Source organism: Natronococcus roseus (assembly GCF_043677095.1).
GTDB classification, from domain to species: domain Archaea; phylum Halobacteriota; class Halobacteria; order Halobacteriales; family Natrialbaceae; genus Natronococcus; species Natronococcus roseus.
In genome coordinates this window covers 112,707-139,688 of record NZ_JBHLJR010000004.1, presented here as the reverse complement: position 1 = coordinate 139,688, position 26,982 = coordinate 112,707, and the positions used below count along the sequence as shown (strand labels likewise).

Genomic DNA, 26,982 nt, shown 5'->3' with positions numbered 1-26,982 from the left:
CCGGAATTACTTTCACCGATCTTCGCCAGGCTGGTAGCATGCACCGCGTCATCGGCGAAACCGCCCTCGAGGACAGTCGCGTCTCCGTCGAGGAGGCCCTCGAGATCTACCGCGATATGGTTCGAGCGCGCCGGTTCGACGAGCGCGCGCTCGCCCTGCAGCGCCGGGGCTGGATGAGCGGCTACCCGCCGTTCAGGGGCCAGGAGGGATCGCAGGTCGGGGCCGCACACGCCCTGGCCGAGGCGGACTGGCTCGTCCCCACCTACCGATCGAACGCGATGCAGCTCGCTCACGGGGTCCCGATGAGCGACATCCTGCTCTTCCGTCGAGGGTACCCCGAGTACGCCTCCGATCACGATCTGAACGTCTTCCCGCAGGCGGTGCCGATCGCGACCCAGATCCCCCACGCCGCGGGGCTGGGAATGGCGGCGAACGACGGCGACTCCGAGGAGGCCGTCTGCTGTTACCTCGGCGACGGCGCCACCTCGGAGGGCGACTTCCACGAGGGGCTGAACTTCGCCGGCGTGTTCGACGCGCCCGTCGTCTTCTTCTGCGAGAACAACGGCTGGGCGATCTCGACGCCCCGCGAGCGCCAGACCGCGAGCGACACCATCGCCCGGAAGGCCGAGGCCTACGGCTTCGACGGCGTTCGCGTCGACGGCAACGACCCGCTGGCGGTGCGGGAGCTGACCGAGGCCGCCCTCGAGCGCGCTCGCGAGGAAAATCCCGTGTTGCTCGAGAGCCTAACCTACCGCCAGGGCGCCCACACGACCAGTGACGATCCCTCGCGGTACCGCGACGAGTCCGAGGAGCTTCCGGAGTGGCGCACCGCCGACCCCCTCGAGCGCTACGAGAGCTACCTTCGCGAGGAGGGAGTTCTCGACGACGCGTTCGTCGAGGAGGTCGAGAACGAAACCGAGGCGGAGCTCGAGGAGGCCGTCGAGATCGCCGAATCGAGGGCCGCACCCGAACCCGGGGAGGTGTTCGAGCCGGTGTACGCGGAGTCGACGCCGCGACTCGACGAACAGCGGGCGTGGCTCGAGGGCTTCGCCGACCGCGAGGATCTGGAACTCGAGCGTTGATGCGGCTCAGTCCCGGGGTGGGTCGTCGTCCTGATGATCGCGGCCATAGTCGGTCAGCGAGTCCCAGCCGAGGCGCTCGCCGAGGTCGTTGATCGCCTCCGATAGCGTCCCCTCATCCCCGAATTGGATGTCGACCTCGTCGTCGGGTCGCGGCGTGATCCCGCCGTCCTCGTTCACGTCGCCGTGGTACAGCAGGCCCGATTCGGCGCTGTGAAAGACGGGCGTTCCGGGGTTTGCCATTCCGATCAGCTGGAAGTCGTCGTCGGATTCGGAGTCGAGGTTCTCGGATGCGGGGCCGAGGTCGTCGTCCGGATCCGTCTCTCCGGGCCACTCGATTTCGGGCGGATCGTCGGGATGCTCCGGCTGGTCGTCTGCCATGCCGACCCGTACTCCACTCCACCGCAAAACGTCGAGGCCTCAGAGCGCAGGCTCGAGCGAGAACGGACGGGGAGTCGCTCGAGCGAACGCGTCACCGGTAGTCAGATACCGCTCCGATCTCGGCGCGCTCGCGAACCGGAACGGGGCGGGCTTTCGTTCGGCACGCGATACAAGAGACGTCAGTCCATCGCGATGTACGTCTTCGTGTCGGTCACGCCCTCGAGTCCCTGGATGTCGGTCGAGACGGCCTTGAGAATGTCGTACACCTCCTCGGTGTCGACCTCGACGATGATGTCGTAGTTGCCCGCGACGATGTGGGCCTCGGCGACCGACCCGAGTCCCCTGATCGACTCGAGCAGCCCCTCGGACTTTCCGGCGGCCGTCTTCACCATGATGAAGGCGTGAACCATTCTCGCTGGTGTGGTACATCGTGGCACGACTAAAGCCTTTTGTCGGCATCCGAACGAATGGTATGGGTCACCAGGGCAAGCTTATTGGCGGGGGCGGGCGTACCCTCCGTTCATGCGGTTCGTGATCATCGGCGCCGGACGAGTCGGCCTGCGCACAGCGCGTGTCTTACGCGAGGAGGGACACGATGTGACCGTCATCGAGCGCGAGGAGTCGAAGGTACGGCGCGCCCGAAACCAGGAGTTCACCGTCGTGGAAGGCGACGGGTCCCAGGAGACGATCCTCGAGGAGGCCGGCCTCGCCGAGGCCGACGCGCTGGGTGCGCTAACCGGCGACATGAACGTCAACTTCACCGCCTGTATGATCGCCAAACACCACGGCTGCCGGACGGTCATGCGCATCGACGAGGCCTACCGCGAGGGGATCTACCGCAAGTACGCCGAGGAGGTCGACGAGATCATCTACCCCGAGCGGCTGGGCGCGATCGGCGCGAAAAACGCCCTGCTCGGGGGGACGATCCGCGCGATCGCCGACATCGCACAGAACCTCCAGATCGTCGAACTCACGTTCACCGACGAGGCGCCGATCAACGGCTACTCGATCAGCGAACTCGAGTTGCCGGCCGACGCGACCGTCATCGCGTTCGGCAAGCGCGACCATCCACTCGAGATCCCCTCCGAGGACGAGTCGCTCGAGACCGGGGACCGGATCGTCGTGCTGGCGGACTACGAGGTGTTGAGTCAGGTCAGACAGCTGATCGTCGGCGAGTCGGCGACTCGCGCGGCGGCGAACGCGGGCGCTGGAGGTGTCAACTGATGGTTACAGCGTACGTTATGATCAAGGCGAACACGGGCGAGGCGGACCGACTCAGAGAGAGCGTCGAATCGATCGACGGCGTCGAGGCGGCACACATCGTCGCCGGCGACGTCGACATCATCGCGAAGGCGGCCGTCGACACCCCCGCCGCGGTCAAGAAGATCGCGGCGACCGAGATCCAGGGGATCAACGGCGTCGAGGACACCCAGACGTACATCGCGATGGACTGAGCGTCGATCCCGTCCGGTGACTCGAGTTCACATCGGCATTCCGCCGCTCTCACCGTCTCCCTCGGCTGCCTCCTGGCCGCGACTCTGGGCGCTCTCGAGCAGCGTCGCTGCGGGCCCGCGGTAGACGTAGCCGGGGATCAGCCCCTGGGCGTAGGTACCCTCGACGTACTCGATCAGCGCCTTGGCGTCCTCGACGCCCTCGCGGGCGTCCCAGGCGACGAACTCGAGCGTAACCCGTACGGTCTCGCCGTCGCGCTCGACGGTCGGCTCCTCGTGGGTGCTCGTCCGGGCGACGGTGAAGGTGTCCTTGAGGCGGCGCTCGAGGGTCTCGAACCAGCCGTCCTCGACGACGGGCGCGACAGTCTCGTCGCCGACCGCGGCGTCGAGCGTCGGCAGGTGGACGGTCACCCGAAAGCGGCCGTCCCGTTTTCCGTCCGCGTCCGTCGCGTCTACCGTCGTCTCGAACACCGTCGTCGTCAGCTCGTAGCCGTCCTCGAGCGCGTCGAAGGCGTCGTGGCCCTCGAGTTCGCGCTCGACGGGCTGGGGAAGTTCGCTCATTATCCTCGTGAACGAGCCTGAGTCGAAAGGATGTTGCGTTTCTCGCGGGTTCGATGAGCCGTTTCGCGACGAAGTCCGGCGTTTCCCGGAAAACGGCCCGCATTACTATCCCCGACTCGCTCGTCGTAGCTCGGCATGAGTCTCGATAGACACGCCGCGGATCGACGACGGTTCGCTCGGCTGCTCGGTCTCGACGAGCGCGACGGCCTCGGACTGCCGATCGGTCTCGATCGATCCGTCGGCGACGAGCCCACGGATCCGACGCGGGCCGACGAGTCCGAACCTGACCCTACTGGATCGCGCGATCGCTGAGAACCGCCTCCACCGCGGTCGCGACTTCCTCGAAGTCCTTGATCGTGAGCCCGTCGGTGGTGACGAACACGCCCTCCCTGTCGCTCGTGACCCGAATCAGAAAGCCGTTGTCGAACACGCGGATCGTGTAGTTGTAATCGCCGAGCTCGGACTGTTGGTAGGCCGTCTGGGCCGTCTTGAATCCGCGCCACTCGTGACCGATGAACGTCGAGAGGTCGGCGTCGCGCTCGAGATCCTCCCGGAGGTACAGCTGCTCGTAGTCGTCCCGCGTGAAGTAGGTGACCGAGCGAAGACTGTCGCCGATCGCCGTTCTGCAGGTCGTTTCGATCTGGTCCGCGATCTCCGCGTTGAGGAGCCCCGTTGCCATGTCCGAGCAGTGAACGTCCGATACCTTAACCCCGAGGGCTGGTGACAGGATCCGGAGAGGTGATCCGAGACTGCGCCTGGAGCGGCTGTAAGCAGTGGTTTCGACCGAGGCCGGCGATCGTAGCTCCCGATTACGCGTTCGAGACCGCCTCGAGAAACTCGCGGCCGATCCGGTCTCGAACTCGGTCGACGAGCACCGCCTCCTCCTCGGCCGTTCCCGCGACGGGGGTGAGCGGAAGCTGCCCCCCTGCCATGTCGTCGTGGCCGCCGACGTTCCCTCGGTCGCCGAACAGTTCGATGAGCGTTTCGCCGAGATCGAGATCCGGTCTGTTCGTCCGTCCGCTCAGGTGGATCTCCTCGCGGATGATTCCGCAGACGAGAACGGTGTCGACGCCGTCGATGTTCAGGAGGAAGTCGGCCCCCTGGGCCAGGGCGACTCTGTTCTCCAGTCGGCCGATACAGGAGGCCAGACAGGAACCCCACCGAACCCGGTTGTGAATCACGTCGCCGAACGCATCGACGCTGTCGGGGAGAAAGGACACGCCGTACAGCTCGCGGAGCCGGCTCGGATCTGCCCGCTCGTGGAGGTAGTTGGCGACCGCGTACTCCCGGTCGGTCGGCTGGCGGTAGAAATCGAGCCGTTCCCGGTGGATTCCGAACAGCAGCGCGGAGGCGATCCGCGGCGTGAGTTCGGTGGCCGACTCCCGGAAGTACTCCGCGAGGATCGTCGCCGTCGCCCCGTAGGACTCGCGAAGGTCGACGGTGTCGGCCGCGATCGGGCCGTCCGTGGGGTGGTGATCGATCACGATGTCGACCGTCTCCTCCGGCGGGACCGTGTTGTGATCCCCGGGAACGGAGTGGTCGACGAACGCGACGAGGTCGTTCGCCTCGAGTTTCGCGTCGCTGTAGCGCTGTGGGGTGACGTCGAACAGTTCGACGAACGCGCGGTTCTGCTGGTGGACGATCGTCCCACCGTACAGGATGTCGACGGTGTCGACGCCGCGGGCTCGAGCGAGCGACTCGAGGGCGATCGCCGACGCCAGCGAGTCCGGATCCGGATCGTCGTGACAGACCACGGTAAGCGACGAGGCCGACCGCAGCCGGGTGAGCACCGCGGCGGCGTCCGACATAGACTGGAGTTTGCGCTACACCGGTGTTAACAATTGTCGTCTCTCTCCTGAGAGTCACGACGATCTGATACCGGCGAGACGGCGCTGAACCGCCGTAACATCCCGGAAGCGGTTCGGGCGATCCTGAAGTATTTATGGGCCATGGACTATCGTTCGCTATGGGCGGAACCTCCGGCGAGGAACGGCCGACGACGCTCGGCGAGGATCTCGACGAGACGACCGCGGCGATCATGGAGGCAGTGTACCGGGCGCTGTCGAACAACGGGTATCCCGCGACGACGATGTCCGAGATCGCCGCCGAGTTCGAGAAGAGCAAGTCCCTGCTGTACTACCACTACGAGAGCAAGGAGGAGATCCTCAACGACTTCTTCGCTCACCTCTGTGAGCGGCTCGAGGCGACGCTCGTCGAGGACCCCTACGACGACCCGCACGAACAGCTACTGGCCCTGATCGACCGATTACTACCCGCGGAGATGGACGACGAGTCGCTCCGATTTCGGCGGGCGTTCTTCGAGATTCGATCGCAGGCCCCTCACAACCAGTCCTACCACGAACAGATCGAGCGCTCGGACGAGATCATCCTCGAGGCGCTGACCGAGACGATCCGCCGGGGCGTCGACGAGGATCGGTTCGCCGACGTCGACCCCGAACGGGAGGCCGAACTCCTCTTCTCGACGATCTACGGCATCATGGAACGGGGCGTCACCCTGGAGGACCGAGCGCTCATCGAGCGGAACAAGGAGACCCTCCACGACCGCATCGACCGCTGGCTGCTCGAGTCCGAGTGAGACGGACCGTGCCGTATTCGACGGCGCGCTCGGAGCCGCCTCTCAGAACACAAACAGCAGCCAGACCACCCACATGAGGAAGTTGACGGCGCCGAGGACGCCGATCATGACGCCGACCCACCGTCGCTCCATGATCCGAACCAGGTTGTACCCGCTGTAGGCCGCAAGCGCACCGAGCAGCGGCACGAACAGCGAGGCGATCGCCGCACCGATACCGCTCCAGACGTGGAACGTCGACTCGTCGTGTGCTCGCCTGAGGTCGTCCGAGAGACTCGCCTTCGAGTTGCTCATGAAACGTTCGTCCTTCGCGCCGCGCGCATATAAACTGACCGTTCAGTCAGGGCTGGCAGGCGGCGTCGGTCGTGCTCGATTGCGAGCGCAGAAATCGCCCGGATAACGGGAGCCTACGCGATCGGATCGGCCGACTCCCGATCGATACCGGCCTCGAGAACCGCCGACAGCTGCGTCCGAACCGCCGCTTTCGAATCCGGCGGACAGCGCTCGACGATCGGCTCGAGCCACTGCGACCGATCCGTCGGGCAGTGCCGTCGATCGGTCGAAACACCGTTTCCGGGCCGGCGAGAGCGGACGCAGTACCCGAGCGTGTTGCCGTGTCGTGCCAGCTCCCGTCGCGGTTCGACGTCGGCGAGGAGCGCCGCGATTTCGACCGCACAGCCCGTCAGCGAACCGATCCGGCGAACCGCGTCGGTCTCGAGAACCGCCGACTGCGGCTCGGACGCGAGCGACGCTTCCCCCTCCTGGACGGCTCGCGTCGCCTCGGCCAGCGTCTCGAGACAGCGTTCGACGAGCGCCGGCTCGGCGTCGAACCTCGCCGTCAGCGCGAACGCCTTCGACTCGAGGAGATCCCCGAGCAGAACGTCGTCCGTCGGCTTGTGACCGGTCCGTCGGCCGTACTCAGCGGCGCTGCGGTGGAGACGCACCTGCAGCGAGACGAGCTCCAGCGATGCGGCGATCGGCACCAGTTCCTCGAGCGGACGCTCGTCGCCGAGCCCGTCGGCCATCGCCAGAAACACCTGGCCGCGGATCCACGGCCGACCGAGCTCGAGCAGTTCCTCGGGGGAGCGATCGAACACAGCCGCCTCGGGCAGGTGGGTCCGGAGCGCGTCCTCGATCGCCGCTCGTCGCCGTGCGATCGTCCGTCTCATGGCCGTCCCCGCTGTGGGTTCCCTCGCAGGGGGTTCTCGAGGATGAGATCGGCCCCGCCGACAGTTCGTTCCAGGATTCCAATCACGTGAGTACGTTTCTGTGGATCAAGTACGATCGACATCGGTTCTCCGCGCTGGCGCCGACCGATTCCGTCGTCGGTCGACACCGTCTGACCGAACGGTTGTTCAGGAGGGGGAATAAGTATTGCGTCGTTCGATCGCACCCCGGTAGGGGCTCAGATCGACCCGATCGCTCGATCCAGGTCGGCGATCACGTCCTCGGGGTCCTCGATGCCGACCGAGAGCCGGACGAGGTCGTCGGTGACGCCGCTGGCGAGTTTCTCCTCCGCGGAGAGCTGCTGGTGGGTCGTGCTCGCCGGGTGGATGATCAGCGTCTTCGCGTCGCCGACGTTCGCCAGCAGGCTCGTCAGGTCGACCTCGTTACAGACGGTCTCGGCGGCGTCGTACCCGCCCTCGAGGCCGAACGTGATCATGCCGCCGTAGCCGCCGTCGAGATACTCGCTGGCGTGCTCGTGGGTCTCGTGGCTCTCGAGGCCGGGATAGGTGACCCAGGCGACGTCGGGGTGATCCTCGAGGTACTCCGCGACGGCCATCGCGTTCTCACAGTGTTTCTCCATCCTGAGTGGAAGGGACTCGAGTTTCTGCAGCGTGACCCAGGCGTCGAACGGCGACTGCTGGTTCCCGAGGTCCCGCAGGCCCCGCGTGCGGGCGGCGATGGCGAAGGCCTGTTCGCCGAACGTCTCGTAGAAGTCGATCCCGTGGTAGGCCGGATTCGGTTCGGTGAGTTCGGGGTAGTCGCCCTCGTCCCAGGGGAAGGTACCGCCGTCGACGAGCACGCCGCCGACGGTCGAGCCCGCCCCGTGGAGCCACTTCGTCGTCGAGTTCCAGACGAGGTCGGCGCCGTGTTCGATCGGCCGGCAGAGATAGGGCGTCGCGAACGTGTTGTCGACGAACAGCGGCACGTCGTGGTCGTGGGCGATATCGGCAATGCGTTCGATATCCGGGGTGACGAGCGCGGGGTTGCCGATCGTCTCGAGGTGGACGAACGCGGTGTCGTCGTCGATCGCCTCGGCGTAGGCGTCGTAGTCGAGCGTGTCGACGAACGTCGTCTCGATCCCTCGCTTGGCGACGGTGTGGGTGAGGTAGGTGTAGGTGCCGCCGTACAGCGACGACGAGGAAACGATGTTGTCGCCGACGTCCGCGAGGATGAACGTCGCGAGGTCGAACGCGGCCATGCCCGACGAGGTGGCGAGGGCGCCGACACCGCCCTCGAGGGTCGCGATGCGCTCCTCTAACATCGCGTTCGTCGGGTTCATGATCCGCGAGTAGATGTTTCCGAACTCCTCGAGTCCGAAGAGGGCGGCGGCGTGGTCGGTATCCTCGAACTCGTAGGAGGTCGTCTGGTAGATCGGCGGCGCCCGCGCGCCCGTCGTCGGGTCGGGGTCGTGGCCGGCGTGGACGCTGTTCGTCGCGAATCGGCGGTCGTCCTGCTCGTCGGTCATGGCTGTGACCTCTGTCCGTAGCTAATAAAGTCACCAGTCGATTATGTTCGGGAAACCGACGGACGCGAACGGCTCGAGGGGGTACGGCGCGCTACTCGAGCAGCGGTTCGCCGGTCATCTCCGGGGGCTGATCGAGCCCGATCAGCTCGAGGATCGTCGGGGAGATGTCGGCGAGGGTGCCGCCCGGCCGAACCGCCCGTCCGCCACCGGTTCCGTCGGGGGCGAGGTAAACGAACGGCACCTCGTTGTACGTGTGGGCGGTGTGGGGTTCGTCCTCGGTGCCCATGTCGTCGGCGTTGCCGTGGTCGGCCGTGATGAGGACGTGAGCCCCCGCGGCCTCGAGCGCGTCGACGAGCCGCCCGAGCTGGGTGTCGACGGCCTCGACGGCCTCGATCGCGGCCTCGTAGTCGCCCGTGTGCCCGACCATGTCGGGGTTGGCGTAGTTGAGCACGAGCACGTCCGGATCGTCAGTTTCAGTGGTGTCGATCGCCGTATCGGTCACCTCGGGCGCGCTCATCTCGGGCTGGCGGTCGTAGGTCGGGACGTCCGGGCTCTCGACGATCTTTCGAACTTCGCCGTCGAACTCGACCTCGCGGCCGCCGTTCAGGAAGTAGGTGACGTGGGCGTACTTCTCGGATTCGGCGATTCGAAGCTGTGTCTTCTCGTGATCGGCCAACACCTCCCCGAGCACGTTCTCGGGCTGGTTCGGTGGGTAGGCGACCGGCAGGTCGAACGTCTCGTCGTACTGGGTGAGCATGACAACCTCGACGTCCGGCGGGCGGGTCTCGATCTCGTCGGCCCAGTCCTCGGGACGGATATCCGCGAGCATCCGGGTGAGCTGGCGCGCGCGATCGGACCGGAAGTTGAACCAGACGACCGAGTCGCCGTCCTCGAGGGCAGGTTGATCCGTTATTACGGTCGGCTCGACGAACTCGTCGGTCTCATCCCGATCGTAGGCGTTCTCGACGGCCTCGACGGCCGAGTCGCCCTCGTACTTCGCCCTGTGTTCGACGATCGCGTCGTAGGCTCGTTTGGTTCGCTCCCAGTTCTGGTCGCGGTCCATCGCGTAGTACCGCCCCGAAACGGTGGCGACGTCGCCCGTGCCGTGCTCGTCGACGACGTCCTCGAGTTCGGACAGATACTCCCGACCCCCGGTCGGCGAGGTGTCGCGCCCGTCCGTGATCGCGTGAGTGACGGCCTCGACCTCCCGGTCGCCGGCCAGCTCGATCAGCGCGTGGAGGTGTTCCTGATCCGAGTGGACCCCGCCGTCGCTGACGAGGCCGACGAAGTGGACTCGACCGTCGTTTTCGCGAGCCTGCTCGAAGGCGGACTCGATCGCGGCGTTCTCGCGAAAGGAGCCGTCGGCAATCGAATCCGAAACCCGCGTGTACTCCTGGTAGACGACCCGCCCGGCGCCGATGTTGAGGTGGCCGACCTCACTGTTGCCCATCTGGCCGTCCGGCAGGCCGACCCGTCGGCCGGCGACCTCGAGCCGGCCGCTGGCGCCCGCTTCCGAAAGCCGGTCGAACGCGGGCGTGTCGGCCGCCTTCACCGCGTCGCGTCCCGTGTCGTCGCCGAGCCCCCAGCCGTCGAGGATGATCAGCGCAGCGTCCATACTCGAGGGCTGCGCGGCCTGCCGTAACTAGCTGTCGCTGTCGGCGAGCGTCGCGGCGCCGACCGCGGGATATTTGAAAGCGGGACGAAAGCTCACTGCTATGACCCTCGATCCGGTCCACTTCGACGGGATCGCCGAACTCGCGGGACGGATCGACCACGGCGCCGACGAGCGGGATCGGCGAGCCTTCGCCGAGACCGTCTGGGAGGAGTTCCTCGATCCGCTCCGCCAGAACGGCCGGATCGTCCTCGAGCCGATCGACGAACGGTCCCGCCGGCTGGTCGACTGCGAGGACGTGGCGCTGACCGAGCGACCGTTCCCGACCGAGCACGGGCTCGACGCGGGGACGATCAACCCGACGACGTTCAAAAACGGCCTCGTCATCGACGTCGCCCAGGCGGCGATGAGCGCGACGCCGAGTGACCTCGAGCTCCACCGCTCGCGAACCGCGGTGATGACGGTTCACTCGAGCGACGCGACTGCAAGCGTCGACAACGAGGACTGGGATCGCTTCGACGAGGAGACGAGCAAGCGACGGGTGATCCGAATCGGCCGCCTGGATCGGTTCGCCGAGGGCGTCGTCCACGCGCTGGCGCTGTACCTCGCCGAGAGCGAACACGCCCACGAGCACGCCGATGAGGTCTCGGACCTGCTCGTGCTCGACGGCCCCCTCTACCCGCGGGGCCTGTTGCGCTGGGCCGACCAACACCCCGATCTCGCCGACTTCCTACTCGAGGACCCCCGGCCGACGACGGTGCTCGAGAACTACGTCCGGCTGGTCGAACGGTTCGTCGAGCGCGACGTCCCGCTCGTCGGGTTCGTCAAGAACCCAGCGACGAAGGCGATCACCCGAGCGGTCCGGGAGACGACCGACGCGAGCGCCCCCTGGACGAACGACGCCGCGATGTTCACCCGGCTGCTCGAGCGCGGCGAGTACGTCGAGGACGTCGACGGCGAGCGCTGGGAGCGGGACACTTCGGCGCTGACCTACACGAACTGGTTTCGGTCGCGAGCCGGCGTCGACCGACCGCTCTCGATCCACGGCGACGCGCTCGGGGTCGAACGCGAACTGCCGCCGGAGGCGTACGAGGTCACCTTCTTCGTCGTCTACGACCCCCGCGATGACCTGCTGTACCGGATCGAGGCGCCCTACGCCGTCACCCGCGATCGGGAGACCCGCGAACGGCTCACGATCCAGCTGCTCCAGGACGTCGCCGTCGCCCACGGGCCGCCGACGATCGTCGGAAAGGCCGACGAGCTCGCCCGGATCAGCAACCCCGAGAAGCGCTCGCTCCGCGAGACTCTCGAGACTCGCTTCGAGACGAGTCAGGATCGTAGTTACGACGAGCACCGGTGGCTCGAGGATGCCTAACAGCAGTTGGTAGTACGGTTTCGTTATCCAGTTTGAGTCGTAATTCTGTGTCGGTCGGTCGTTACGTACAGCGAACTTTTTTACCGAGGGCATCGGCTGACGCCGAGGCATCAGCCTCAACCCCCGGCAAAAAACTTCGATGAAAAAAGGCCGACGGCTCGTCCACGGGGCTCGCCGTCGGTGAAACGCCTCGCTTCGCTCGGCGTATTCCTCTCCGTTCCATACGCATGTGTACGTACCGTCTATCGGGTAGGTGAAGAGAGGTATGTGAACCGTTCTATGACGCGCTGTAAAAAGACCAAAGTCGTTGGTTAATCTGTAGATGGGAAATCCTCCTACGTACATCCTCGAGGGACTTGAGAAGTGATCTCCAGAGACACTGCGACGAATTGCACGGATTGCCGACGAGATGGCGGATCGAAAAGAACGCCGACTCGAGGCTGAATTCGGGGACAAGGAAGTCGACGAGAAGCCGACTGATTTGGAGCGTAACGATGCACCATCTACTGCAACACTGACTACGAAAACGATCAACGGAAATCAGAGTACATTCGACCAGTTGATTTCGGATTGAGAGCGCACACCGCTTCGTGGTCGGTAACTGTCGAGGGAGAACTCAAAGACACACCACTGTTTCCGGAGCTACTTCTTCCTACACACTACCGTTTCCGAAGCTATGCTTTGGCTAGTATACTGAACTACCCCCTCCACTATTTCCGGAGCTTTCGGTCAATTTTGAAGGCCTCTTGTGTCAAATAGACGAACAATAGTGGCGGGTTTCAGTAGTCAGAAATCCCGGACTGCAGGAGATCATTGTCAGTGGCTGTAGACTGGATAATGTCGGCGATCTCCTCGAAGCGATTTGTCGAGAGAAGAACATCCAGAACTGCGTTTAGTGGTACATCAAGTTCGTACTCGTGGTAGCGACCCGCCGAGAGTCCTTCATTGCGTTCGTAGACGCAGATCAGACCGAGCATATTCATATCAGAAAGGTGATCGCGAACGCGGCGTTCACTCACATTATCAGTGTCGAGCCGGTCACAGATGTTCACGTATCGTTCGTAGAGATCTCGAGAACGAATTGGGACTTCGTCGAGCGCCTGGTGGTAAGCAAGCGCACAAAGGACAGCGTGGCCCTGGGTCGTGAGTTCTTGCATCCCTTCGTAGAGTTGGTTCTTTTCGAGCTCCTCCTGAGCATCACGGACATGCTTTTCAGTTACGGTATCAGCATCCTCTGCTTGAGCCAGTTCACCGGCTTCACGAAGAAGACGAATTGCCTGCCGAGCTGAACCAGTATCTTGCGCAGCGAAAGCAGCACAGAGTGGCACAACCTCACCACTAAGGACACCCTCGTAGAACGCTTTCTCAGCACGAGGTTCGAGAATTGATCGAAGTTGATTTGCGTCATACGGTGGATAGAGGATCTCTTTTTCCGCTAACGTATCTTTCACTTTCGGCGAAAGATTCTCCCGAAACTGGAAATCGTTACTGATACCGATGATAACTGGACGGACATCCTCGACATAGCCATTCGATCGCGCCCGAGGAAGCCCATAGAGAATCTCATCCGAATGCCCAATATTATCGATCTCGTCGAGAACAACGATTACTGTTCCACCAAGTGCATTGAGTTCCTCATAGAGAAGATCGAAAACCCGCTGCTGTGAATACCCAGTGGTACTGATTCGTTCTTTAGTTTGGTTCTCTCGGAGCGTATTCACAAGTGCGACGGCGACCTGGTAGGAAGAAGAAAGGTTCTCACAACTCACCCACACGGTCGAAAGGTCGATATCGTCGTACTCGGCAGCGTCGTGCTCGAGATGAGATAACATAAATTTCGTCGCGACGGTTTTCCCAGTCCCGGTTTTTCCATACAAGAAGATATTGGATGTTGGCCTGTTGTCGATGATTGGCTGAAGCGCCCGTTGATATTTCTCGAGTTCCTCGTCTCGTTCACGGATATCCTCGGGTTCGTAGGAATCATCAAGAGGTTCGGCGTTCGCGAATACCTGCTGATCGCGCTCGAACATTCCCATAGGGACATGTACTTATTTCAACTACGATAAAACCACTAGTTCCTTAGCTTCCGAAGCTTAAAGACTTATAAGATCAAGTGGACCAGGGGTTCCGGAGCTAGCACACTTATAAAACACACTCTCCCCACCAGTTCCGAAGCTATAATCCACAGACGACTACGGAGATATCTACAGGTAGCCAACTTTTAATACAAGACGCTACTAATATGGACCGTAGTAGGTAAACAAATGCTAGAAGAATCTATATTTCGTTGATATCTAGGTACTTATTGGTTTCAGTGTTCCTGGTCGCTCTCTCGTAAGATAGCTCCGGAAGCAGTGGTGTGTGTGTTCAAACGCTCCCGGCAATAGCTCCGGAAATGATAGAGGAAGAGGTTCCTATGGAGCCGCCAGTCAACTCTTCCATCCTACTCGCTCGAGGCTCACACCTGCTCGCTTCATTGAGGTGGGACTTGTCCGTGGGCTCGGCTTCGAACTCGTCTGAGTACGGGGTGTATCCCCGGTTCCACGTCACTGTCCTGGACTTCAAGACGCATTGACTGACGAACCTCCGACACGAACAATAGCCAACTAAAATAGTACCAAGGCAGCTCTCTCCCTCAGGAAACTCCGGAAACGATGGTATGTAGCAATCCTCAAAGAGTTCTGAACTCGGGGAGAACCCCAATATCCAGTGAATTACTATCCGACCGAATCCACTATATACCGTAGATCTCAACGGTATTTGCTCCGGAAACGGTGGTGTCTTCTTTGTCGCTGTTTCCGGTTGGTCTCTCATTGACTCTTACGAGACCTTTCGATTCACGTACTACACCTTCCCCCTGGATGCCTTAGTCGGTTGCAGATCGTGTCGACACGGCACACAAAGGAATACAGCGATATCGTCCTATGTGTATGGAACGTCCGGTGTTGTATCTGCACCCTTAACCAGCCGCTGCCGGGTGGGACTGAAAGGGGCTGGCCCGCTCGAGGGCTGCGGCTCGCTGCGCGCCTCCCTCGAGTGGGCCAGGGGCTTTCGCGGTGATACGACGGGTAGCAGGTCCTGTTCACCCGAATACAGGGGTTCACCACGCCCTCCCCAGCCGATTCGCTCACACTGTTCGCTCATCCCTCGCGCAGCATCGTCGATCACCCTCACTTATGCTCGGTCGATCGACAGCGCACGCCACCGCAGGAAGAAAAATCGGACCGAGTTCGGTTCGACGCCTGATACGCCGTCCACCTTTACACAGAGTAATTTTCACATGAGTTCTGAGCAAAGAAAACATACTACTATTCACTACCAAGGAGCATAGATTTTCACTCCGCCAGAAGAACAGTAATCGAGTCCGCCGGCTGCTACCCCGGTCCGAACGCCGCGATATCGGCGCCCACCGTCGCCAGCGCGTCGGCGGGGTTCGGGTCGCTGTCGGCCAGGTGCGTGTAGCGGTGGTTTGGGACGCTCGAGAGCGCGTCCGCGACGGCCTCGCTGTAGGCCTCGACGCCCGGCTCCGTCGGGTCCTCGCCGCCCCAGACGTCCCGGATGACCGTCATCGAGTCGATACGCACCTCGAGCCTGCGCGGCTCGTAGCGAGCCAGCAGTTCGGAGAGCCCGAGCTGGAGGGCGACGTACTCAGCCGTGTTGTTCCCCGCCCGGGAGCCGACGGGTCGGCCGAGGCGGGCGAGTTGATCCCCCGAAGCGTCCACGATAACGGCGCCCGCTCCTGCGGGGCCGGGATTCCCGCGCGAACTGCCGTCGACGTAGAGGACGAAGGCGTCACCCGTCGGCTCGGGGGTGGGTGGCCGGCTGAGCCCCGACGCCAGCAGCTCCTCGAGTGCGGAGCGCAACTCGTCCCGGGTGGTCGCGGGATCGAATAGCCCGCCGTAGCCGGGGACGGCGTCGTCGACGGCGTCGGTGGCGGCCGCCACCTCGTAGCCGACCTCCGCGAGGACCTCGTCAACGAGCGCGGCGAGCGGCGGGAGGTGTTCGGCCGGGAGGGAGTCGTCGGTCACGCTGCTCTCCTCCGGACTCGGGCTTCAGTTCCCAAACGCTCATTTTCGGGCAGTCCCGTCGGCTGGTCGCACCACTGCATATCGGTCCTCGGTGGTCGAACGGGATAACCCCTTCAGGTGTCACCGGCAGCAAGCCGTTTCGAACCGGTCGGCTCCTCGAGCCCTCGGGAGCTCCCTCGAACGATGGTAGAGACGGGGGGTAACTGGTATCGCGTACGTCCCGCGAAAGCCGCTGGCCCTTTCAGCCCTACCCAGGAGTGGATAGCCGAGGCTACGTACTCAAAGCCAGACGTTCCGTTCGAACTCCTCCGTGGCGATCCGACGAACCCAGGTTCAACGTGATTGGGGCTATCAAGGGTCCCGCTCGACCTCGAGTTCGACCGACTCCGGGTCGACGCCGATCCGGGCGAACTGGGTACGAACGTGCTCTTTGGCCGCCTCGAGGGCCTGCTCGCGGGTGTCGAACCCGCGGGGCATCGGCGACTCGAAGGCGAGGTTGACCTCCCGGCCGTCGACGACCTGCACGCTGCCGCCGCTGTCGACCTCGTAGAACTCGTCGCAGATCCAGACGTACGCGGCGTCCTCGTCGGGTGCACCCCGGAACGACGGCGGCCGCTCCCCCCGTTCGTACACCGTTCCGGTGAGTTCGGTTCCGCCCGCGCGACCGCGTACGATGAACATGCGTTCAGCTACGCCCCCGAGATGCAAAAAATACCCGCACTCGAGTCCCGTCGCGTTCGAATCGGTCGAAACCCGGGCGCGTCCGATCGACGACGTCCCGACGAGCAGCTCCGATCGGCGGAGTCGCCTTCTGTCGCCGGTCAGCGGACGGGTTTCACGTGATTATCGCATACGTATAAGAAAACTAACCCAAACTGTTTCGGGACCGGGTTTATTCCCGTAGCAGTACTGCCTTTGTATAATGAGCTCGGACGCACAGACTAGTGGCGACGGGGCACAAGGGGGATTGGCAGCCGTCTCGCGGGAGTGGTACGATACACTCCGACATCCGAGACGAATTCACTTACTGGCGGCCCTCGAGAACGGGGCGCACACTCTCGAGGAGCTCGTCGACGCCGTCGCGGCCCGGGAGTCGGCCGACCCGGAGGAGATCCGGATCGGGCTCGTCCACAACCACCTGCCGCGGCTGGCCGACCACGGGATCCTCGAGTGGGACGGCGAGACCGCCTGCCGAACCGTCGAGCGATCGTTCCCGGTCGCCGACCTCTCAGGCCTGCTCGAGGACGGCGACCGGGCCGACGGACGGAAGCTCGAGACCCTCGTCCATCCTGTCCGGACCCAGTTGTACGCGATGCTCGCGGAGCTGGATCGGGCGGTCTCGGTCGAGACGCTCGCCGCCGAACTGGTCGAGCGAGACGTCAACTCGCTCTCGGAGCGCTCCGAGGCCCGCCTCGCGCTCTACCACGTCCACCTCCCGGCGATGACAGACGTCGGCGCCGTCGAGTTCGATCCCCGGTCCGGGATGGTTCGGGGTCCGAACCGATCGACGCCATCGACGAACTGAACGACTCCCGGCGTCCGACTTTTCGAACCCGTTCGCGACCGGAGGGAAACGCGTTTGTAGACGGCCCCTCATGGGCGTGATATGACGGATCTGGGTGATTTCAGCGAGTTCGATACCGACGCGGACGCCGATTCGACGGCCGACTCGAGCGCGTCGACGTCGACGTCGGCGTCGGCGACCGACTCGAGCGGGTTCGAATCCGCGAACGTCGAACCGCGGGGCGAGGACGTCGGCATCGGAACGATCTGTGTCTCCCAGGGACTTCGCATCGCGGAGGACGAGGACGACACCTCGCTGCGGGCGTACGTCACCAGCGGCAACCGCTCGTCGGTCCGGATCGGCAGCTACCTGGTCGCGCCCTACCCCGACGGCGAGACGCTGTTCTGTCGGATCACCGGCCTCGAGTACGCCCAGCAGTACCACGCCGACGACGCGACGGAGATCCACGCTCGCCGCGCGATGCGCCGGGACGACGTCGACGAGGCCGACTACAAGTTCGTCGCCTCGCTCGAGCCCGTAGCGGTGTTGTACGACGATGACGGCGAACTCAAACGGCGGATGACCGACCGCGTTCCCAAACCCCAGACGGTCGTCCGACAGGCGAACGACACGACCGAGATCAAGACGGGGCTGAAGATGCCCGAGGACGGCGTCTTCCTCGGGCACCTCTCGGTCGGCGGCGAGAAGGTGCGGACCGCCGCGACGCCGCCGACGATCGATTATCGGCTGAAGGACGACTACAGCGCGGGCGATCCGCTCGTCTTCCGACACACGCTGGTCGCGGGCGGTACCGGCTCGGGGAAGACCCACGCCGCGAAGAACGTTCTCCGGCAGTACCTCGCCGAGGAGCGCCAGTATCCCATGGAGGACGGCCGCACCGTCGGCCCCGCCGTCGTCCAGTTCGATCCCCAGGACGAGTACGCCCAGATGCACGACGACAACCCCGACCTCGACGACGAGTTCGCCCGCCGGCTCGAGCGCGAGGGCGTCGCCCACGGCGGCGTCGCGGACACCACGGCGTTCGTGCCGAAGGTCGGCGACGCCAGCTACTCGGCGGGCCACCACCGCGCCGAGTGCGTCGAGTTCACCATTCCGTTCTCGATGTGCAAAAGTCGGCCCTGGCTCGTCTCGGGTGGGTCGCTCAACGACAACCAGTACGGCGCGCTGACCTACCTCCTTGATCGCTTTTTCACGGGGGCCGGAAACGATGGCTCCTACGCGGGGTTCAAGTCGTTCCTCGACGACCCCGCCCTGCGCGAGGAGTTAGACGAGTCCGGACGGGTTCACGAGGCGACCTACGACGCCGTCCGACGCCGGGTGTTCGGCTTCGAGGACGTCTTCGACCAGGACGCCCGCCCGATCACGGAGCTGATCCACGAGTTCGTCCGTCCCGGCGGCCTCACCGTCGTCCCGACCTACCACGTCTCGAACACCCGCGCCACGGAGGCCGTCGTCCTCGCGCTCTCCTCGCTGCTGATCGACGAGAAGCTCTCGAACGATCCGACCTACGACCGAATCAAGGAGACGCCTCTCGTTCTCGGGATGGACGAGGCCCACAACTTCCTCACCGACGCCGACAGCGTCCAGGCACGGAAGGTCATCACCAAGTTCACCGAGGCCGCCAAACAGGGCCGCAAGGAGCGGCTCGGCCTCTTCCTGATCACCCAGGATCCCCAGGACATCGACGACGCCGTCTTCAAGCAGATCAACACGACGATAGTGCTCAACCTGGGTGACGAGGACGCGATCAAGAGCGTCAACATCCCCGCCAATCTCGAGTCGAAGGTCCCCTACATGGAGAAGGGCCAGATGGTCGTCTACTCGCCGGATAATTCGGAGCCCGTCGAGCTGATCGGGCTCCCGAAGTGCGTCACTCGACACGGGCGGGACTGATCGGCTCGGCCGCGAGGCGACCTCTACCGAAAACGGCGACGACTATCCTCCGTCGGCGCCTCAGACGAGAACCCGATCCGCGTCGATCCGCTCGGCGTAGGGCGCGTAGATCGAGATGAGTTCCTCGTACGTTCGCGGGTCGCTCGCGTCGAATCGGTCGGCGACCGCGGCGAACCGCTCGAGTGGGTGCTCGTGCTCGCCCCCCCACCAGACCGGGTGGGTGAGCACCTGCAGTCGGTCGGCGTCGGCGCGTTCGAGGATCGAGTCGAGGGGGTCGCCCTCGCGCCATCGTCCACTCGAGTCCGAGAGGTACGCCGACAGCAGCTCCGGATTGTAGGCGTTTACCATGCCGTCGATCGTTCGCGATCCCTCGAGGACCCGTTCGGACGGGCGGTGAAAGGAGACGGAGGCGACCGAGTCGATTCCCACCGCCTCCAAGCGTCTTTTTGCCGCGTCGACCCGTCGGCGCTCGCTCGGCGTCAGTCCGTCCCGGTCGACGGGCTCGTCGGACTCGACATCGGAGAGATCGCAGTGCAGCGCGATCTCGTGACCGAACTCGTGGATGAGGTGGAGGAGATCCCGCTCCTCCTCGAGATCGTACAGCGGTGTGTCCGGCAGGACCATGTACGTCGATCGGACCCCGAGTTCGTACTCGAGTTCGGCCATCTCGACGGCCCGCTCGAGGCAGACGTCGATGTCGTGGCGGACGAACGCGACCCGGTCGTCCGGCGAGCGGTCGGGCCGGTACTCCGAGAGCGTCCGGAGCTCGAAGGTCGCCCGTAGCGTCTCCAGGAGCGTCCGGTAGTAGTCGTAGCTGAAGTCCTCGGCCCACCCCTCGAGGTCGACGCTACGCATCGCCGCTCGCCACCTCCAGCAGCTCCCGCGTCCCCGCGGCTCCGAGGTTCATAAGCGGATCGACGACCGAGAGCTTCGGCAGGAACTCGCCGAAGCGCTGCTCGTACCGGGGCGGGTCGAACGACTGGTACTCGAGGGCGACGTCGGCCGCCTCGAACCGCGCGTGGTCGTTGTAGGATCGGGCCCCCTCCCCCGAGTAGTACCGATCGGCGCCGAGTTCCTCGCAGAGCCGGACGATCCGGTCGCTCCCCGCGGCGTCGACCTCGAGGGTCGACGCACGGACGAACTCGCAGTCGAGCTCGAGTCGGTCGGCGAGCTGCCGAACGAGGTGAGCGTTCAGCTCGCACAGCGACTCCCACGAGCGCGCGTAGGTCGCCGCGAAGAAGGCCCCGAACTCCTCGTAGTGGGCCGCGCCGCCGTAGCTCGCCTGCAGGCTCTTCCGGTGGGTCTCGCGCCATCCGTCGTCGACGATCTCGACGTCCGCGATCGGCCCGCTCGTCCCTCGAACCGGGACGGTGAGCCACGTCCAGTCGTGTGGCGTCTTGATCTTGTTCCGATTGATCCAGGACCCCGAGCTGTACTCGGCGTCGTCGAGGAGGACGAAGACGTCGCTGCTTCGGATCTTCTCGAAGTAGCCGAGCCAGGGGAGGTAGTTCGGCTGGTGGATCGCGACGGTGCACCCTCCCTCGCCGGCAGCCGATCCCGTCGCACCCGACTCGAACGCGTCCCTCGGTCGATCGAACGATTCGCTCACGACACACCACCCCACCGTTCCCTCCTCGGGACGACCCCGTCCGCTCGACGGGCGTCGAGTCCGACCGGGCGACGGTCCCGAAGCGTCTTCAGGTTCATTGATACACCAGGCGATCGGAACAGTCCCGGAACTATTGTTAAGCGCTCGAGGAAGACTCGCCGAGAGACGGATGTCACCGCGTAACGCGGATCGGCGAGTCTCGCGTCGGGAACTCGTCGATCCGGCGCTCGTACGGACCGATCGGCGGAACGCAGGCCGCGGCTACTCCGGCGTAGCCGGTCGTTTCTCCGGGATCGGCCTCGATCGAGTCACGCCGTCGCGAGCCGTTCCGCGAAGAACTCCCGAACCCGGCGGGCGATCTCGTCGCGCGTTCCGAGGAAGAAGTGATCGGCCGGCAGCGCCACGGTCTCGTCGCCGCGCTCGCGGGCTCGGTCGACGACGGGCTCCCAGTCGACGGTGGTGTCGCGTTCGCCGTAGAGGATCAGGGTCGGCGCCTCGAGGGTCGACAGCGCGGCGGCCGTGTCGAGGTCGTCCTCGCTCCCGTGGTCGTCCGTTCCAAGCGACGCGGTGGGTGCGAGCGCGGCGACCCCGAGGAGCGGTCGATCGACGTCCGCGGCCGCCAGCAGCGCCTGGGACGCGCCGAAGCTGTAGCCGAAGACGCCAATCCGGTCGTACCGGTCGGCGGCCCAGCGAATCGCGTTGCGAACGTCCTCGCGCTCACCGTCGCCGTCGTCCCACGGGCCGTAGTCGAAGCGCAGACAGGCGATACCCGCCTCGCAGAGCGCCTCGCTCACCGCCACCAGTCGTCCGTCGCTTCGGGAGCCGCCGTGTTGGGGATGGGGCGGGCAGGCGACGACGACGGCTTCCGGTTCGCTGTCGGGCTCCTCGAGCGTTCCCCGGACGTCTCGAGCGCCAGGGACGAGCACGTCGGTCATAGTCGTCGGTCGTGTTCGGATCGTATAGTAGGTACTGCAGTCGGCTCTCCCGCCCGCCCGAACGGCGGAGTTCGATCGGGTCGAGCGACTCGAGAAATCGTCGGCGAGAAACCTCACACGGCGCCGATCTCCCGACGACTGTCGCCGATGTGATGTTTTTAAGGGCGGGGAACCATACGTAGGCGTATGGGCATCCTCTCTCGGACCTCCTACGTCATCCGCTCGAAGATCAACTCGGTGCTCAACCGGGCCGAGGACCCGACCGAGACGCTCGACTACTCCTACGAGCAGATGCGCGATCAGCTCCAGCAGGTCAAACGCGGGATCGCGGATCTGACGACGCAGAAAAAGCGCCTCGAGATGCAGAAAAAGCGCCTCGAGGAGAACGTCGAGAAACACAACGACCAGGCCCGGACCGCAGTCCAGCAGGACCGGGAGGATCTGGCCCGGCGCGCCCTCGAGAAGAAGAAGACGAAGATGAACCAGATCGAGGATCTGGAGCGCCAGATCTCGAAGCTCCAGAGCCAGCAGGACAGTCTGATCGACCAGAAGGACGAGCTCCAGAACCGCATCGAGGAGTTCCGCACGAAAAAGGAGACGATGAAGGCCCGTCACGAGGCCGCCAAGGCGAGCTCGACGGTCTCAGAGGCGATGACAGCCACCGGAGACGAGTTCGAGGACGTCGGCCGCGCCATCGAGCGCGCCGAGGAACAGACCGAGGACATGGAGGCCCGCGCCGCCGCGCTCGACGAACTGCAGGAGTCGGGTGCGTTCGAGGACGTCATGTCCGACAAGGACTCGATCGACCGCGAGCTCGAGGAGCTCTCGACGGGAAGCGGCGTCGAGGCCGAACTCGAGACGCTCAGATCGGAGGTCGGCGGCAGCGCCGAAACGGACGCCGAACCCGAGCCCGAACCCGAGTCGGTCGACGACGAGGAGCTCGAGGATCTCGAGGCCGACGTCGACGACACCGAGATCGACGCCGAACTCGAGGAGCTGCAGGAAGAAGAGAACGCCTGATCGACGGGCTTCGAGCGGAGTCCCGGTACGGAAGCCGTGTTTTCACGATCGTAGAGCAAGGGTAACTGCTACCATCTATCAGTTCATACGCCGCGTATGGTGGCATCAGAAGCGATCGACTCGCTCTCGCTGACCGAACAGCTGGTACTGCTCGCCGTCGCCGACGCCCATCGAAACGACGAAACGCCCGCACAGACCCACGAGGTCCGTGGGAGCTGCCGGGAGCGGCTCGAGGGACTCGAGTCCGAGGTCGTCGGAACGGTCACGGAGGCCGACGTCATGCGATCGCTGTACCGACTCGAGGACGAGGGGATCGTCGAGGAGGTCGGGACCGGGGAACGGTCGCCGACGGGGAAGGGACGGCCGAGCTACGCGCTCTCCGGATCGGCGGAGACGGTCTACGAGGACGTTTCCGACCGGCTGTTGTAACTCGCCCTCGAGCTACGAGGGCGTCCCCAGCACCGCGATATCGTACTCGGCGATATCCTCGGGTGAATCCAGCAAAATAACCTCGAACTCCCACTCCGAGCCGTCGTCGAGGTCGACGGTGCTATCGAGGTAGTGGCCGAGTCGCGCTCCAGCGTCGTCGTACACGCGGACCCGAACCTCGACGGTCTCGAGGCGGTTGTCCCGATTGTTCTCGACGGTCCCCTGCACGGTCGGCCCCCGGTAGTCGTCCTCGAGGACGAACTCGTGGTCCACGACGATGAGGTTGTCTCGCGGCGCGACGTCCTCGTCGATCTCCTGGTCGGCGAACTGTTCGGCGATCGCCTGCTCCTCGTCGGTTCGTTCCTCGCCGTCGGCGTCGACCGTTCCGCTCTGGTACTCCGGATCGGTACCCCCTAACCCAACGCCGTCGACGAGGTCGACGCCGCCGACGTCGACGTCCTCGATCTCGTCGACGGCATCGGCACAGCCGGCGAGGGACAGCGTGACCCCGGTTCCAAGCGACGCGAGCACGGTGCGTCGACTCGGTCGGCCCCGTTCGGTCATCGCGATGTCCTCCGGCGACGAACGCGCTCTCTACAGTTGCGACGGCTGCTCATGACAGAACGGAGGACGCGGCCGCATTTCAACGTGGGCCTTGCTCGACCCGTCCTCGAGGCACTCGCGGACGGATCCCGACGGATCTCACTCCGCCCGGGCGTCCCGGGGGACGAAGCCGTATCGGTGGGCCAGCGGCGAGATGACCTTATCGTGGAAGTACCACAGGATGGCGACGGCCACCACGATGATGACGCCGTCCTCGAGGCCGCCCATCAGCCCCAGCGCGACGATCAGCGTCGTCGCACACGCCGCGGCGTGATTCGTCTTCGTCACTAGCATCGCCGTCGTCGTCAGGATCATCGCGACCGTTCCGCTGGCCCAGAGGTAGACGACCTCCATGCTGAAGGCGGGATCGGGACGGGCGAACACTACGTACGCACTGACCTCGTTGCCGAACAGCGCGTAGGCGATCATGCCGCCGGCGACCGCGATCGCGTGGCCGCCGATGACGTGGTACGGTCCTTCCGCGCGCGGCTGTTCGCCGGTCGCGATCAGGTACGCCGACGGCCCCAAACTCGGAAACAGGAACGGACGACCGGTCACTAGCGCGATCACGCCGAGGACGGTGAAGTGCAGGAAGACGTTGACGGTCGCGCTGTACTCGTCCTTGAGGTTCAGGACGTAGTCAGGGTCGTCCGGATCGAAGCTAAACCCCAGCAACGTACGCTGAGCAACGAAACGCACCACTAAAAGGGCTTACTCTGCAGCTATTTTTCTACCTGATAGGTTCGGATTTATTTGGGGCAGGCGGTCAGTCCGGGGCCGCCGTGAGGCGGTGATCCGATGTCCTTTATCGTTTCGAGCCCGACGAGGCGGTAATGAGCGGACTGCAGTCGAGTCGGCGGCAGCTGTTGACGGCCGTCGGCGCGCTCTCCGCGACCGGGATCGCCGGTTGTATCGACGATGAGCTTGGGGTAGACGATCCTCTGATAGGCGATCCCGAGGCCCACGTGGAAGTCGAACTGGCGGACGAGGGCGGCGAGCCCCGTCTCGATCCGCCGATCGCCCACGTCGTCGACGGCGGCACCGTCGAGTGGATCGCCGAGAGCAGCGTCCACGATACGACGAGCTATCACCCGGAGACCCACCGTGACCAGCGACGGATTCCCGAGGACAGCGAACCGTGGGCGAGCGAGGTCACGACGTCGAACCCGTTCGATCGGGTCTTCGACGGCGAGGGTGTTTACAACTACGCGTGTACGGTTCACGAGCCGGAGGGCATGGTCGGAACGGTCCTGGTCGGTCTCCCGGATCCGGACGAGCAGCCGGCTCTCGAGCCCGTCTCCGTGGAGTATCCGGACATCGTGCGCGAGGAGCTCGAGTACCAGAACGATCGGGTTCGGGAGGTGCTGACGGAGGCTCACGAGTAGCCGTTCGCCCGGTAGTCCATCCAGAGACGGCCGGGAAGGATCTACGCCGGGGTACCGATCGCGGCGACCTCGTACTCGTCGATGTCCGCCAGCGGTTCGAGGATGATGGCGGTAAACGACCAGCTGGCGCCGGGGTCGAGGTCGCCCCCGACGTCGAGGTACCGACCGATCTGTTCACCCTCGTCGTTGTACACCCGTACACGGATCTCGACCAGCTGGATCCGGTCGTCGCCGGTGTTCTCGACGGTTCCCTGCACGGTTGCCCCCCGGTAGTCGTCCTCGAGGACGAACTCGTGGTCCTCGAGTGAGAGCGACTCGAGCGTCGTCACGCCCTCGTTGGGCTGGATTTCGGCGAGCGATTCAGCGGCGGTCATTTCCTCCGCCGATCGGTCCTCGCCGTCGATATCGCCGATTTCGCCGGACTCGTAGTCCGGTGCGTCGCTCCCCGTAATGTCACCGCATCCCGCGAGGGCGGTCACGGCGCCCGCACCGACGGCGCCGAGCACGCGCCGTCGCGTCGATCGGTTCCCGGTCATCGTCGGCAACACCACGTTCGGGGACGCCCGTCGTAACTGATCATGACCGAACGGACGGTGCGAGCGTATTTCAGTCTGAAGCCTGATGGATCCGACCGACCGCGTACGGTCGTGTGAGCCCGTCACATCGGTTGTCGTGTGCAACGGAGTTCCTTATTGCCGGGCGCACTGAACTTGTAGTTATGAGTTCGTCGCAGTCCGAGGAGTCCCTCGAGTCCTACGGGGCGGAAGTCGGGAGATGGGCGAGTTCGTGGGCGCGCGTCCGCGACTGGTTTCTCGTCGAGGGGGACCGGCTGTTCCTCGCGATCGGAATCTCTGCCGCGGTGTTTCTCACGTTTCTCGTGCTTCAGGATATCGGCATCATCAGCGTCGTCAACGACGACTCGATCACGCGAGCGGCCGGCGGCATGATCGCGGGCACGTTCTCGCTGGTAACGCTCGTCGTCTCGATCAACCAGCTCATCCTCTCACGGGAGTTCACCGCGGCCAGCGAGTCGAAGGACAAACTCAAGGGTGTGATGTCGTTTCGCGAGGACGTCGCCAGGGTAACGTCGGTGCCGGCGAGCCCGGCCGCCCCCACGCGGCTCATCCGGCTGCTCGTCAATGCGATGCACGACAGCGCCGGCGACCTCGAGGACGCCGTCGCCGACATCGAGGACGACGACGTCAGGAATCAGGTAACGCAGTACGCGGCCGACGTCAAAGAGAGCACCGAGCTGATGGACGAGACGCTCGGAAAAACGTCGTTCGGGACGTTCAACACCGTCGCCGCGACGATCAGCTACGACGAGTCCTGGCACCTCTACGTCGCCAGACACCTCTGTAATCGCCACCGCGACGAGCTTCCCGAGGCGGCCCACGACGCGATAGACGACCTGGTCGAGACGTTGATGCTGTTTGACATCGCTCGCGAGCACTTCAAGACGACCTACCTGCAGCGGGAGCTCACGCGGTTCTCGCAGCTGACAATCTACTGCGGCGTCCCCTCGATCTTCTCGGCGATGCTGCTCGGGTTCATCTACGCGGACTTCGCGGGCCCCTCGATCAGCCTCGTCTACCTGCCGTACGTCGTCGCCGGGCTCATTTCGGTCGTCGTCCTACCGCTTGCACTCCTCACGACGTTCATCCTCCGGACGGCGACGATCACCCGCCGGACGGCGTCGACGGGACCGATGGTTCCCCAGAAGGACCCCTCCGAGGGACCGTTCGAGGTGACGTACGGCGAGGACTCCGAACCCGGCTCGTCGGCGTCCCAATCGGACTGAGACCACACCT

General features: G+C 64.4%; 30 protein-coding genes. 12 read left to right on the top strand and 18 right to left on the bottom strand.

Annotation, left to right across the window (positions count from 1 at the left end):
* The first annotated feature begins 38 nt into the window (after positions 1-38).
* A complete protein-coding gene (gene pdhA, locus ACFEMD_RS11740) occupies positions 39-1,082 on the top strand; it encodes a pyruvate dehydrogenase (acetyl-transferring) E1 component subunit alpha (protein WP_394741185.1) in 1,044 nt (347 codons plus the stop codon).
* A gap of 6 nt (positions 1,083-1,088) precedes the next feature.
* Here the strand turns inward: pdhA and ACFEMD_RS11735 are convergent, their stop codons facing one another.
* Both ACFEMD_RS11735 and ACFEMD_RS11730 read right to left on the bottom strand, forming a co-directional pair.
* Positions 1,089-1,460, bottom strand: coding sequence for a hypothetical protein (locus ACFEMD_RS11735; RefSeq protein ID WP_394741184.1), 372 nt, complete (start codon positions 1,458-1,460; stop codon positions 1,089-1,091).
* A gap of 179 nt (positions 1,461-1,639) precedes the next feature.
* Complete coding sequence (locus tag ACFEMD_RS11730; protein WP_394741183.1) at positions 1,640-1,870, bottom strand: Lrp/AsnC ligand binding domain-containing protein; 231 nt, start codon at positions 1,868-1,870, stop codon at positions 1,640-1,642.
* Between the two features lie 112 nt (positions 1,871-1,982).
* Here ACFEMD_RS11730 and ACFEMD_RS11725 point away from each other — a divergent pair, with 112 nt between their 5' ends.
* Both ACFEMD_RS11725 and ACFEMD_RS11720 read left to right on the top strand, forming a co-directional pair.
* Positions 1,983-2,684 carry a potassium channel family protein gene (locus tag ACFEMD_RS11725; protein WP_394741182.1) on the top strand — a complete coding sequence of 234 codons (702 nt, stop codon included), beginning with the start codon at positions 1,983-1,985 and terminating at the stop codon, positions 2,682-2,684.
* Positions 2,684-2,914 (top strand): Lrp/AsnC family transcriptional regulator, encoded by a 231-nt coding sequence (locus tag ACFEMD_RS11720; protein ID WP_278290291.1) that lies wholly within the window; start codon positions 2,684-2,686, stop codon positions 2,912-2,914. Before ACFEMD_RS11725 ends, ACFEMD_RS11720 begins: the two co-directional genes overlap by 1 nt.
* Before the next feature lie 27 nt (positions 2,915-2,941).
* Here the strand turns inward: ACFEMD_RS11720 and ACFEMD_RS11715 are convergent, their stop codons facing one another.
* Complete coding sequence (locus ACFEMD_RS11715) at positions 2,942-3,472, bottom strand: DUF5813 family protein (protein ID WP_394741181.1); 531 nt, start codon at positions 3,470-3,472, stop codon at positions 2,942-2,944.
* 135 nt (positions 3,473-3,607) lie between these two features.
* Here ACFEMD_RS11715 and ACFEMD_RS11710 point away from each other — a divergent pair, with 135 nt between their 5' ends.
* Positions 3,608-3,784 (top strand): hypothetical protein, encoded by a 177-nt coding sequence (locus ACFEMD_RS11710; RefSeq protein ID WP_005554178.1) that lies wholly within the window; start codon positions 3,608-3,610, stop codon positions 3,782-3,784.
* Here the strand turns inward: ACFEMD_RS11710 and ACFEMD_RS11705 are convergent.
* Entirely contained in the window at positions 3,762-4,151 is a 390-nt protein-coding gene (locus ACFEMD_RS11705) for a DUF7522 family protein (RefSeq protein ID WP_394741180.1), read from the bottom strand. The genes ACFEMD_RS11710 and ACFEMD_RS11705 overlap by 23 nt on opposite strands.
* 130 nt (positions 4,152-4,281) lie before the next feature.
* Positions 4,282-5,280 (bottom strand): DHH family phosphoesterase, encoded by a 999-nt coding sequence (locus ACFEMD_RS11700; RefSeq protein WP_394741179.1) that lies wholly within the window; start codon positions 5,278-5,280, stop codon positions 4,282-4,284.
* Between the two features lie 158 nt (positions 5,281-5,438).
* Between ACFEMD_RS11700 and ACFEMD_RS11695 the strand changes: the two genes are divergently transcribed.
* A complete protein-coding gene (locus ACFEMD_RS11695; RefSeq protein ID WP_394741178.1) occupies positions 5,439-6,068 on the top strand; it encodes a TetR/AcrR family transcriptional regulator in 630 nt (209 codons plus the stop codon).
* Between the two features lie 42 nt (positions 6,069-6,110).
* On the opposite strand, the gene ACFEMD_RS11690 is transcribed toward ACFEMD_RS11695, so the two are convergent.
* The 4 genes from ACFEMD_RS11690 to gpmI all read right to left on the bottom strand — a co-directional run bounded on the left by ACFEMD_RS11690 (position 6,111) and on the right by gpmI (position 10,372).
* The gene (locus tag ACFEMD_RS11690) at positions 6,111-6,359 is read right to left on the bottom strand and encodes a hypothetical protein (protein WP_394741177.1); all 249 of its coding nucleotides are present in this window, start codon (positions 6,357-6,359) and stop codon (positions 6,111-6,113) included.
* A 113-nt stretch (positions 6,360-6,472) separates the two neighbouring features.
* Positions 6,473-7,234, bottom strand: a complete 762-nt coding sequence (locus ACFEMD_RS11685; RefSeq protein ID WP_394741176.1) for a polyprenyl synthetase family protein — start codon at positions 7,232-7,234, stop codon at positions 6,473-6,475.
* 236 nt (positions 7,235-7,470) lie between these two features.
* Positions 7,471-8,757 carry an O-acetylhomoserine aminocarboxypropyltransferase/cysteine synthase family protein gene (locus ACFEMD_RS11680; protein WP_394741175.1) on the bottom strand — a complete coding sequence of 429 codons (1,287 nt, stop codon included), beginning with the start codon at positions 8,755-8,757 and terminating at the stop codon, positions 7,471-7,473.
* A 91-nt stretch (positions 8,758-8,848) separates the two neighbouring features.
* Entirely contained in the window at positions 8,849-10,372 is a 1,524-nt protein-coding gene (gene gpmI / locus ACFEMD_RS11675) for a 2,3-bisphosphoglycerate-independent phosphoglycerate mutase (protein ID WP_394741174.1), read from the bottom strand.
* A 100-nt stretch (positions 10,373-10,472) separates the two neighbouring features.
* Here gpmI and ACFEMD_RS11670 point away from each other — a divergent pair, with 100 nt between their 5' ends.
* Positions 10,473-11,744 carry a DNA double-strand break repair nuclease NurA gene (locus tag ACFEMD_RS11670; RefSeq protein WP_394741173.1) on the top strand — a complete coding sequence of 424 codons (1,272 nt, stop codon included), beginning with the start codon at positions 10,473-10,475 and terminating at the stop codon, positions 11,742-11,744.
* Positions 11,745-12,523: 779 nt separating this feature from the next.
* Here ACFEMD_RS11670 and ACFEMD_RS11665 read toward each other — a convergent pair.
* The 3 genes from ACFEMD_RS11665 to ACFEMD_RS11655 all read right to left on the bottom strand — a co-directional run bounded on the left by ACFEMD_RS11665 (position 12,524) and on the right by ACFEMD_RS11655 (position 16,453).
* Entirely contained in the window at positions 12,524-13,780 is a 1,257-nt protein-coding gene (locus tag ACFEMD_RS11665) for an orc1/cdc6 family replication initiation protein (protein ID WP_394741172.1), read from the bottom strand.
* Between the two features lie 1,338 nt (positions 13,781-15,118).
* Complete coding sequence (locus ACFEMD_RS11660) at positions 15,119-15,772, bottom strand: ribonuclease HI family protein (protein ID WP_394741171.1); 654 nt, start codon at positions 15,770-15,772, stop codon at positions 15,119-15,121.
* Positions 15,773-16,123: 351 nt separating this feature from the next.
* On the bottom strand, positions 16,124-16,453 hold the full coding sequence (locus ACFEMD_RS11655) for a DUF7113 family protein (RefSeq protein ID WP_005554198.1): 330 nt from the start codon (positions 16,451-16,453) through the stop codon (positions 16,124-16,126).
* 241 nt (positions 16,454-16,694) lie between these two features.
* On the opposite strand from ACFEMD_RS11655, the gene ACFEMD_RS11650 reads away from it, so the two are divergent.
* Complete coding sequence (locus ACFEMD_RS11650; RefSeq protein ID WP_394741170.1) at positions 16,695-17,297, top strand: DUF7344 domain-containing protein; 603 nt, start codon at positions 16,695-16,697, stop codon at positions 17,295-17,297.
* Positions 17,298-17,378: 81 nt separating this feature from the next.
* Positions 17,379-19,190, top strand: coding sequence for an ATP-binding protein (locus ACFEMD_RS11645; protein ID WP_394741169.1), 1,812 nt, complete (start codon positions 17,379-17,381; stop codon positions 19,188-19,190).
* 60 nt (positions 19,191-19,250) lie between these two features.
* Here the strand turns inward: ACFEMD_RS11645 and ACFEMD_RS11640 are convergent, their stop codons facing one another.
* The 3 genes from ACFEMD_RS11640 to ACFEMD_RS11630 all read right to left on the bottom strand — a co-directional run bounded on the left by ACFEMD_RS11640 (position 19,251) and on the right by ACFEMD_RS11630 (position 21,734).
* Positions 19,251-20,045, bottom strand: coding sequence for a polysaccharide deacetylase family protein (locus tag ACFEMD_RS11640; RefSeq protein WP_394741168.1), 795 nt, complete (start codon positions 20,043-20,045; stop codon positions 19,251-19,253).
* Positions 20,038-20,799, bottom strand: coding sequence for a WbqC family protein (locus tag ACFEMD_RS11635; protein WP_394741167.1), 762 nt, complete (start codon positions 20,797-20,799; stop codon positions 20,038-20,040). The genes ACFEMD_RS11640 and ACFEMD_RS11635 overlap by 8 nt, the downstream gene beginning before the upstream one ends.
* 308 nt (positions 20,800-21,107) lie before the next feature.
* Entirely contained in the window at positions 21,108-21,734 is a 627-nt protein-coding gene (locus tag ACFEMD_RS11630) for an alpha/beta hydrolase (RefSeq protein WP_394741166.1), read from the bottom strand.
* 186 nt (positions 21,735-21,920) lie between these two features.
* Between ACFEMD_RS11630 and ACFEMD_RS11625 the strand changes: the two genes are divergently transcribed.
* Both ACFEMD_RS11625 and ACFEMD_RS11620 read left to right on the top strand, forming a co-directional pair.
* On the top strand, positions 21,921-22,754 hold the full coding sequence (locus ACFEMD_RS11625) for a PspA/IM30 family protein (RefSeq protein WP_394741165.1): 834 nt from the start codon (positions 21,921-21,923) through the stop codon (positions 22,752-22,754).
* A 96-nt stretch (positions 22,755-22,850) separates the two neighbouring features.
* Positions 22,851-23,183 (top strand): hypothetical protein, encoded by a 333-nt coding sequence (locus tag ACFEMD_RS11620; protein WP_394741164.1) that lies wholly within the window; start codon positions 22,851-22,853, stop codon positions 23,181-23,183.
* Between the two features lie 12 nt (positions 23,184-23,195).
* Here the strand turns inward: ACFEMD_RS11620 and ACFEMD_RS11615 are convergent, their stop codons facing one another.
* Positions 23,196-23,747, bottom strand: a complete 552-nt coding sequence (locus ACFEMD_RS11615; protein WP_394741163.1) for an FxLYD domain-containing protein — start codon at positions 23,745-23,747, stop codon at positions 23,196-23,198.
* Positions 23,748-23,885: 138 nt separating this feature from the next.
* Entirely contained in the window at positions 23,886-24,461 is a 576-nt protein-coding gene (locus tag ACFEMD_RS11610; protein ID WP_394741162.1) for an HPP family protein, read from the bottom strand.
* Between the two features lie 158 nt (positions 24,462-24,619).
* Here ACFEMD_RS11610 and ACFEMD_RS11605 point away from each other — a divergent pair, with 158 nt between their 5' ends.
* Positions 24,620-25,171: a cupredoxin domain-containing protein gene (locus ACFEMD_RS11605; RefSeq protein ID WP_394741161.1), complete on the top strand. Its 552-nt coding sequence runs from the start codon at positions 24,620-24,622 to the stop codon at positions 25,169-25,171.
* Positions 25,172-25,212: 41 nt separating this feature from the next.
* Here the strand turns inward: ACFEMD_RS11605 and ACFEMD_RS11600 are convergent, their stop codons facing one another.
* The gene (locus ACFEMD_RS11600) at positions 25,213-25,707 is read right to left on the bottom strand and encodes an FxLYD domain-containing protein (RefSeq protein ID WP_394741160.1); all 495 of its coding nucleotides are present in this window, start codon (positions 25,705-25,707) and stop codon (positions 25,213-25,215) included.
* A 182-nt stretch (positions 25,708-25,889) separates the two neighbouring features.
* On the opposite strand from ACFEMD_RS11600, the gene ACFEMD_RS11595 reads away from it, so the two are divergent.
* On the top strand, positions 25,890-26,972 hold the full coding sequence (locus ACFEMD_RS11595; protein ID WP_394741159.1) for a hypothetical protein: 1,083 nt from the start codon (positions 25,890-25,892) through the stop codon (positions 26,970-26,972).
* The last annotated feature ends 10 nt before the right edge of the window (positions 26,973-26,982 follow it).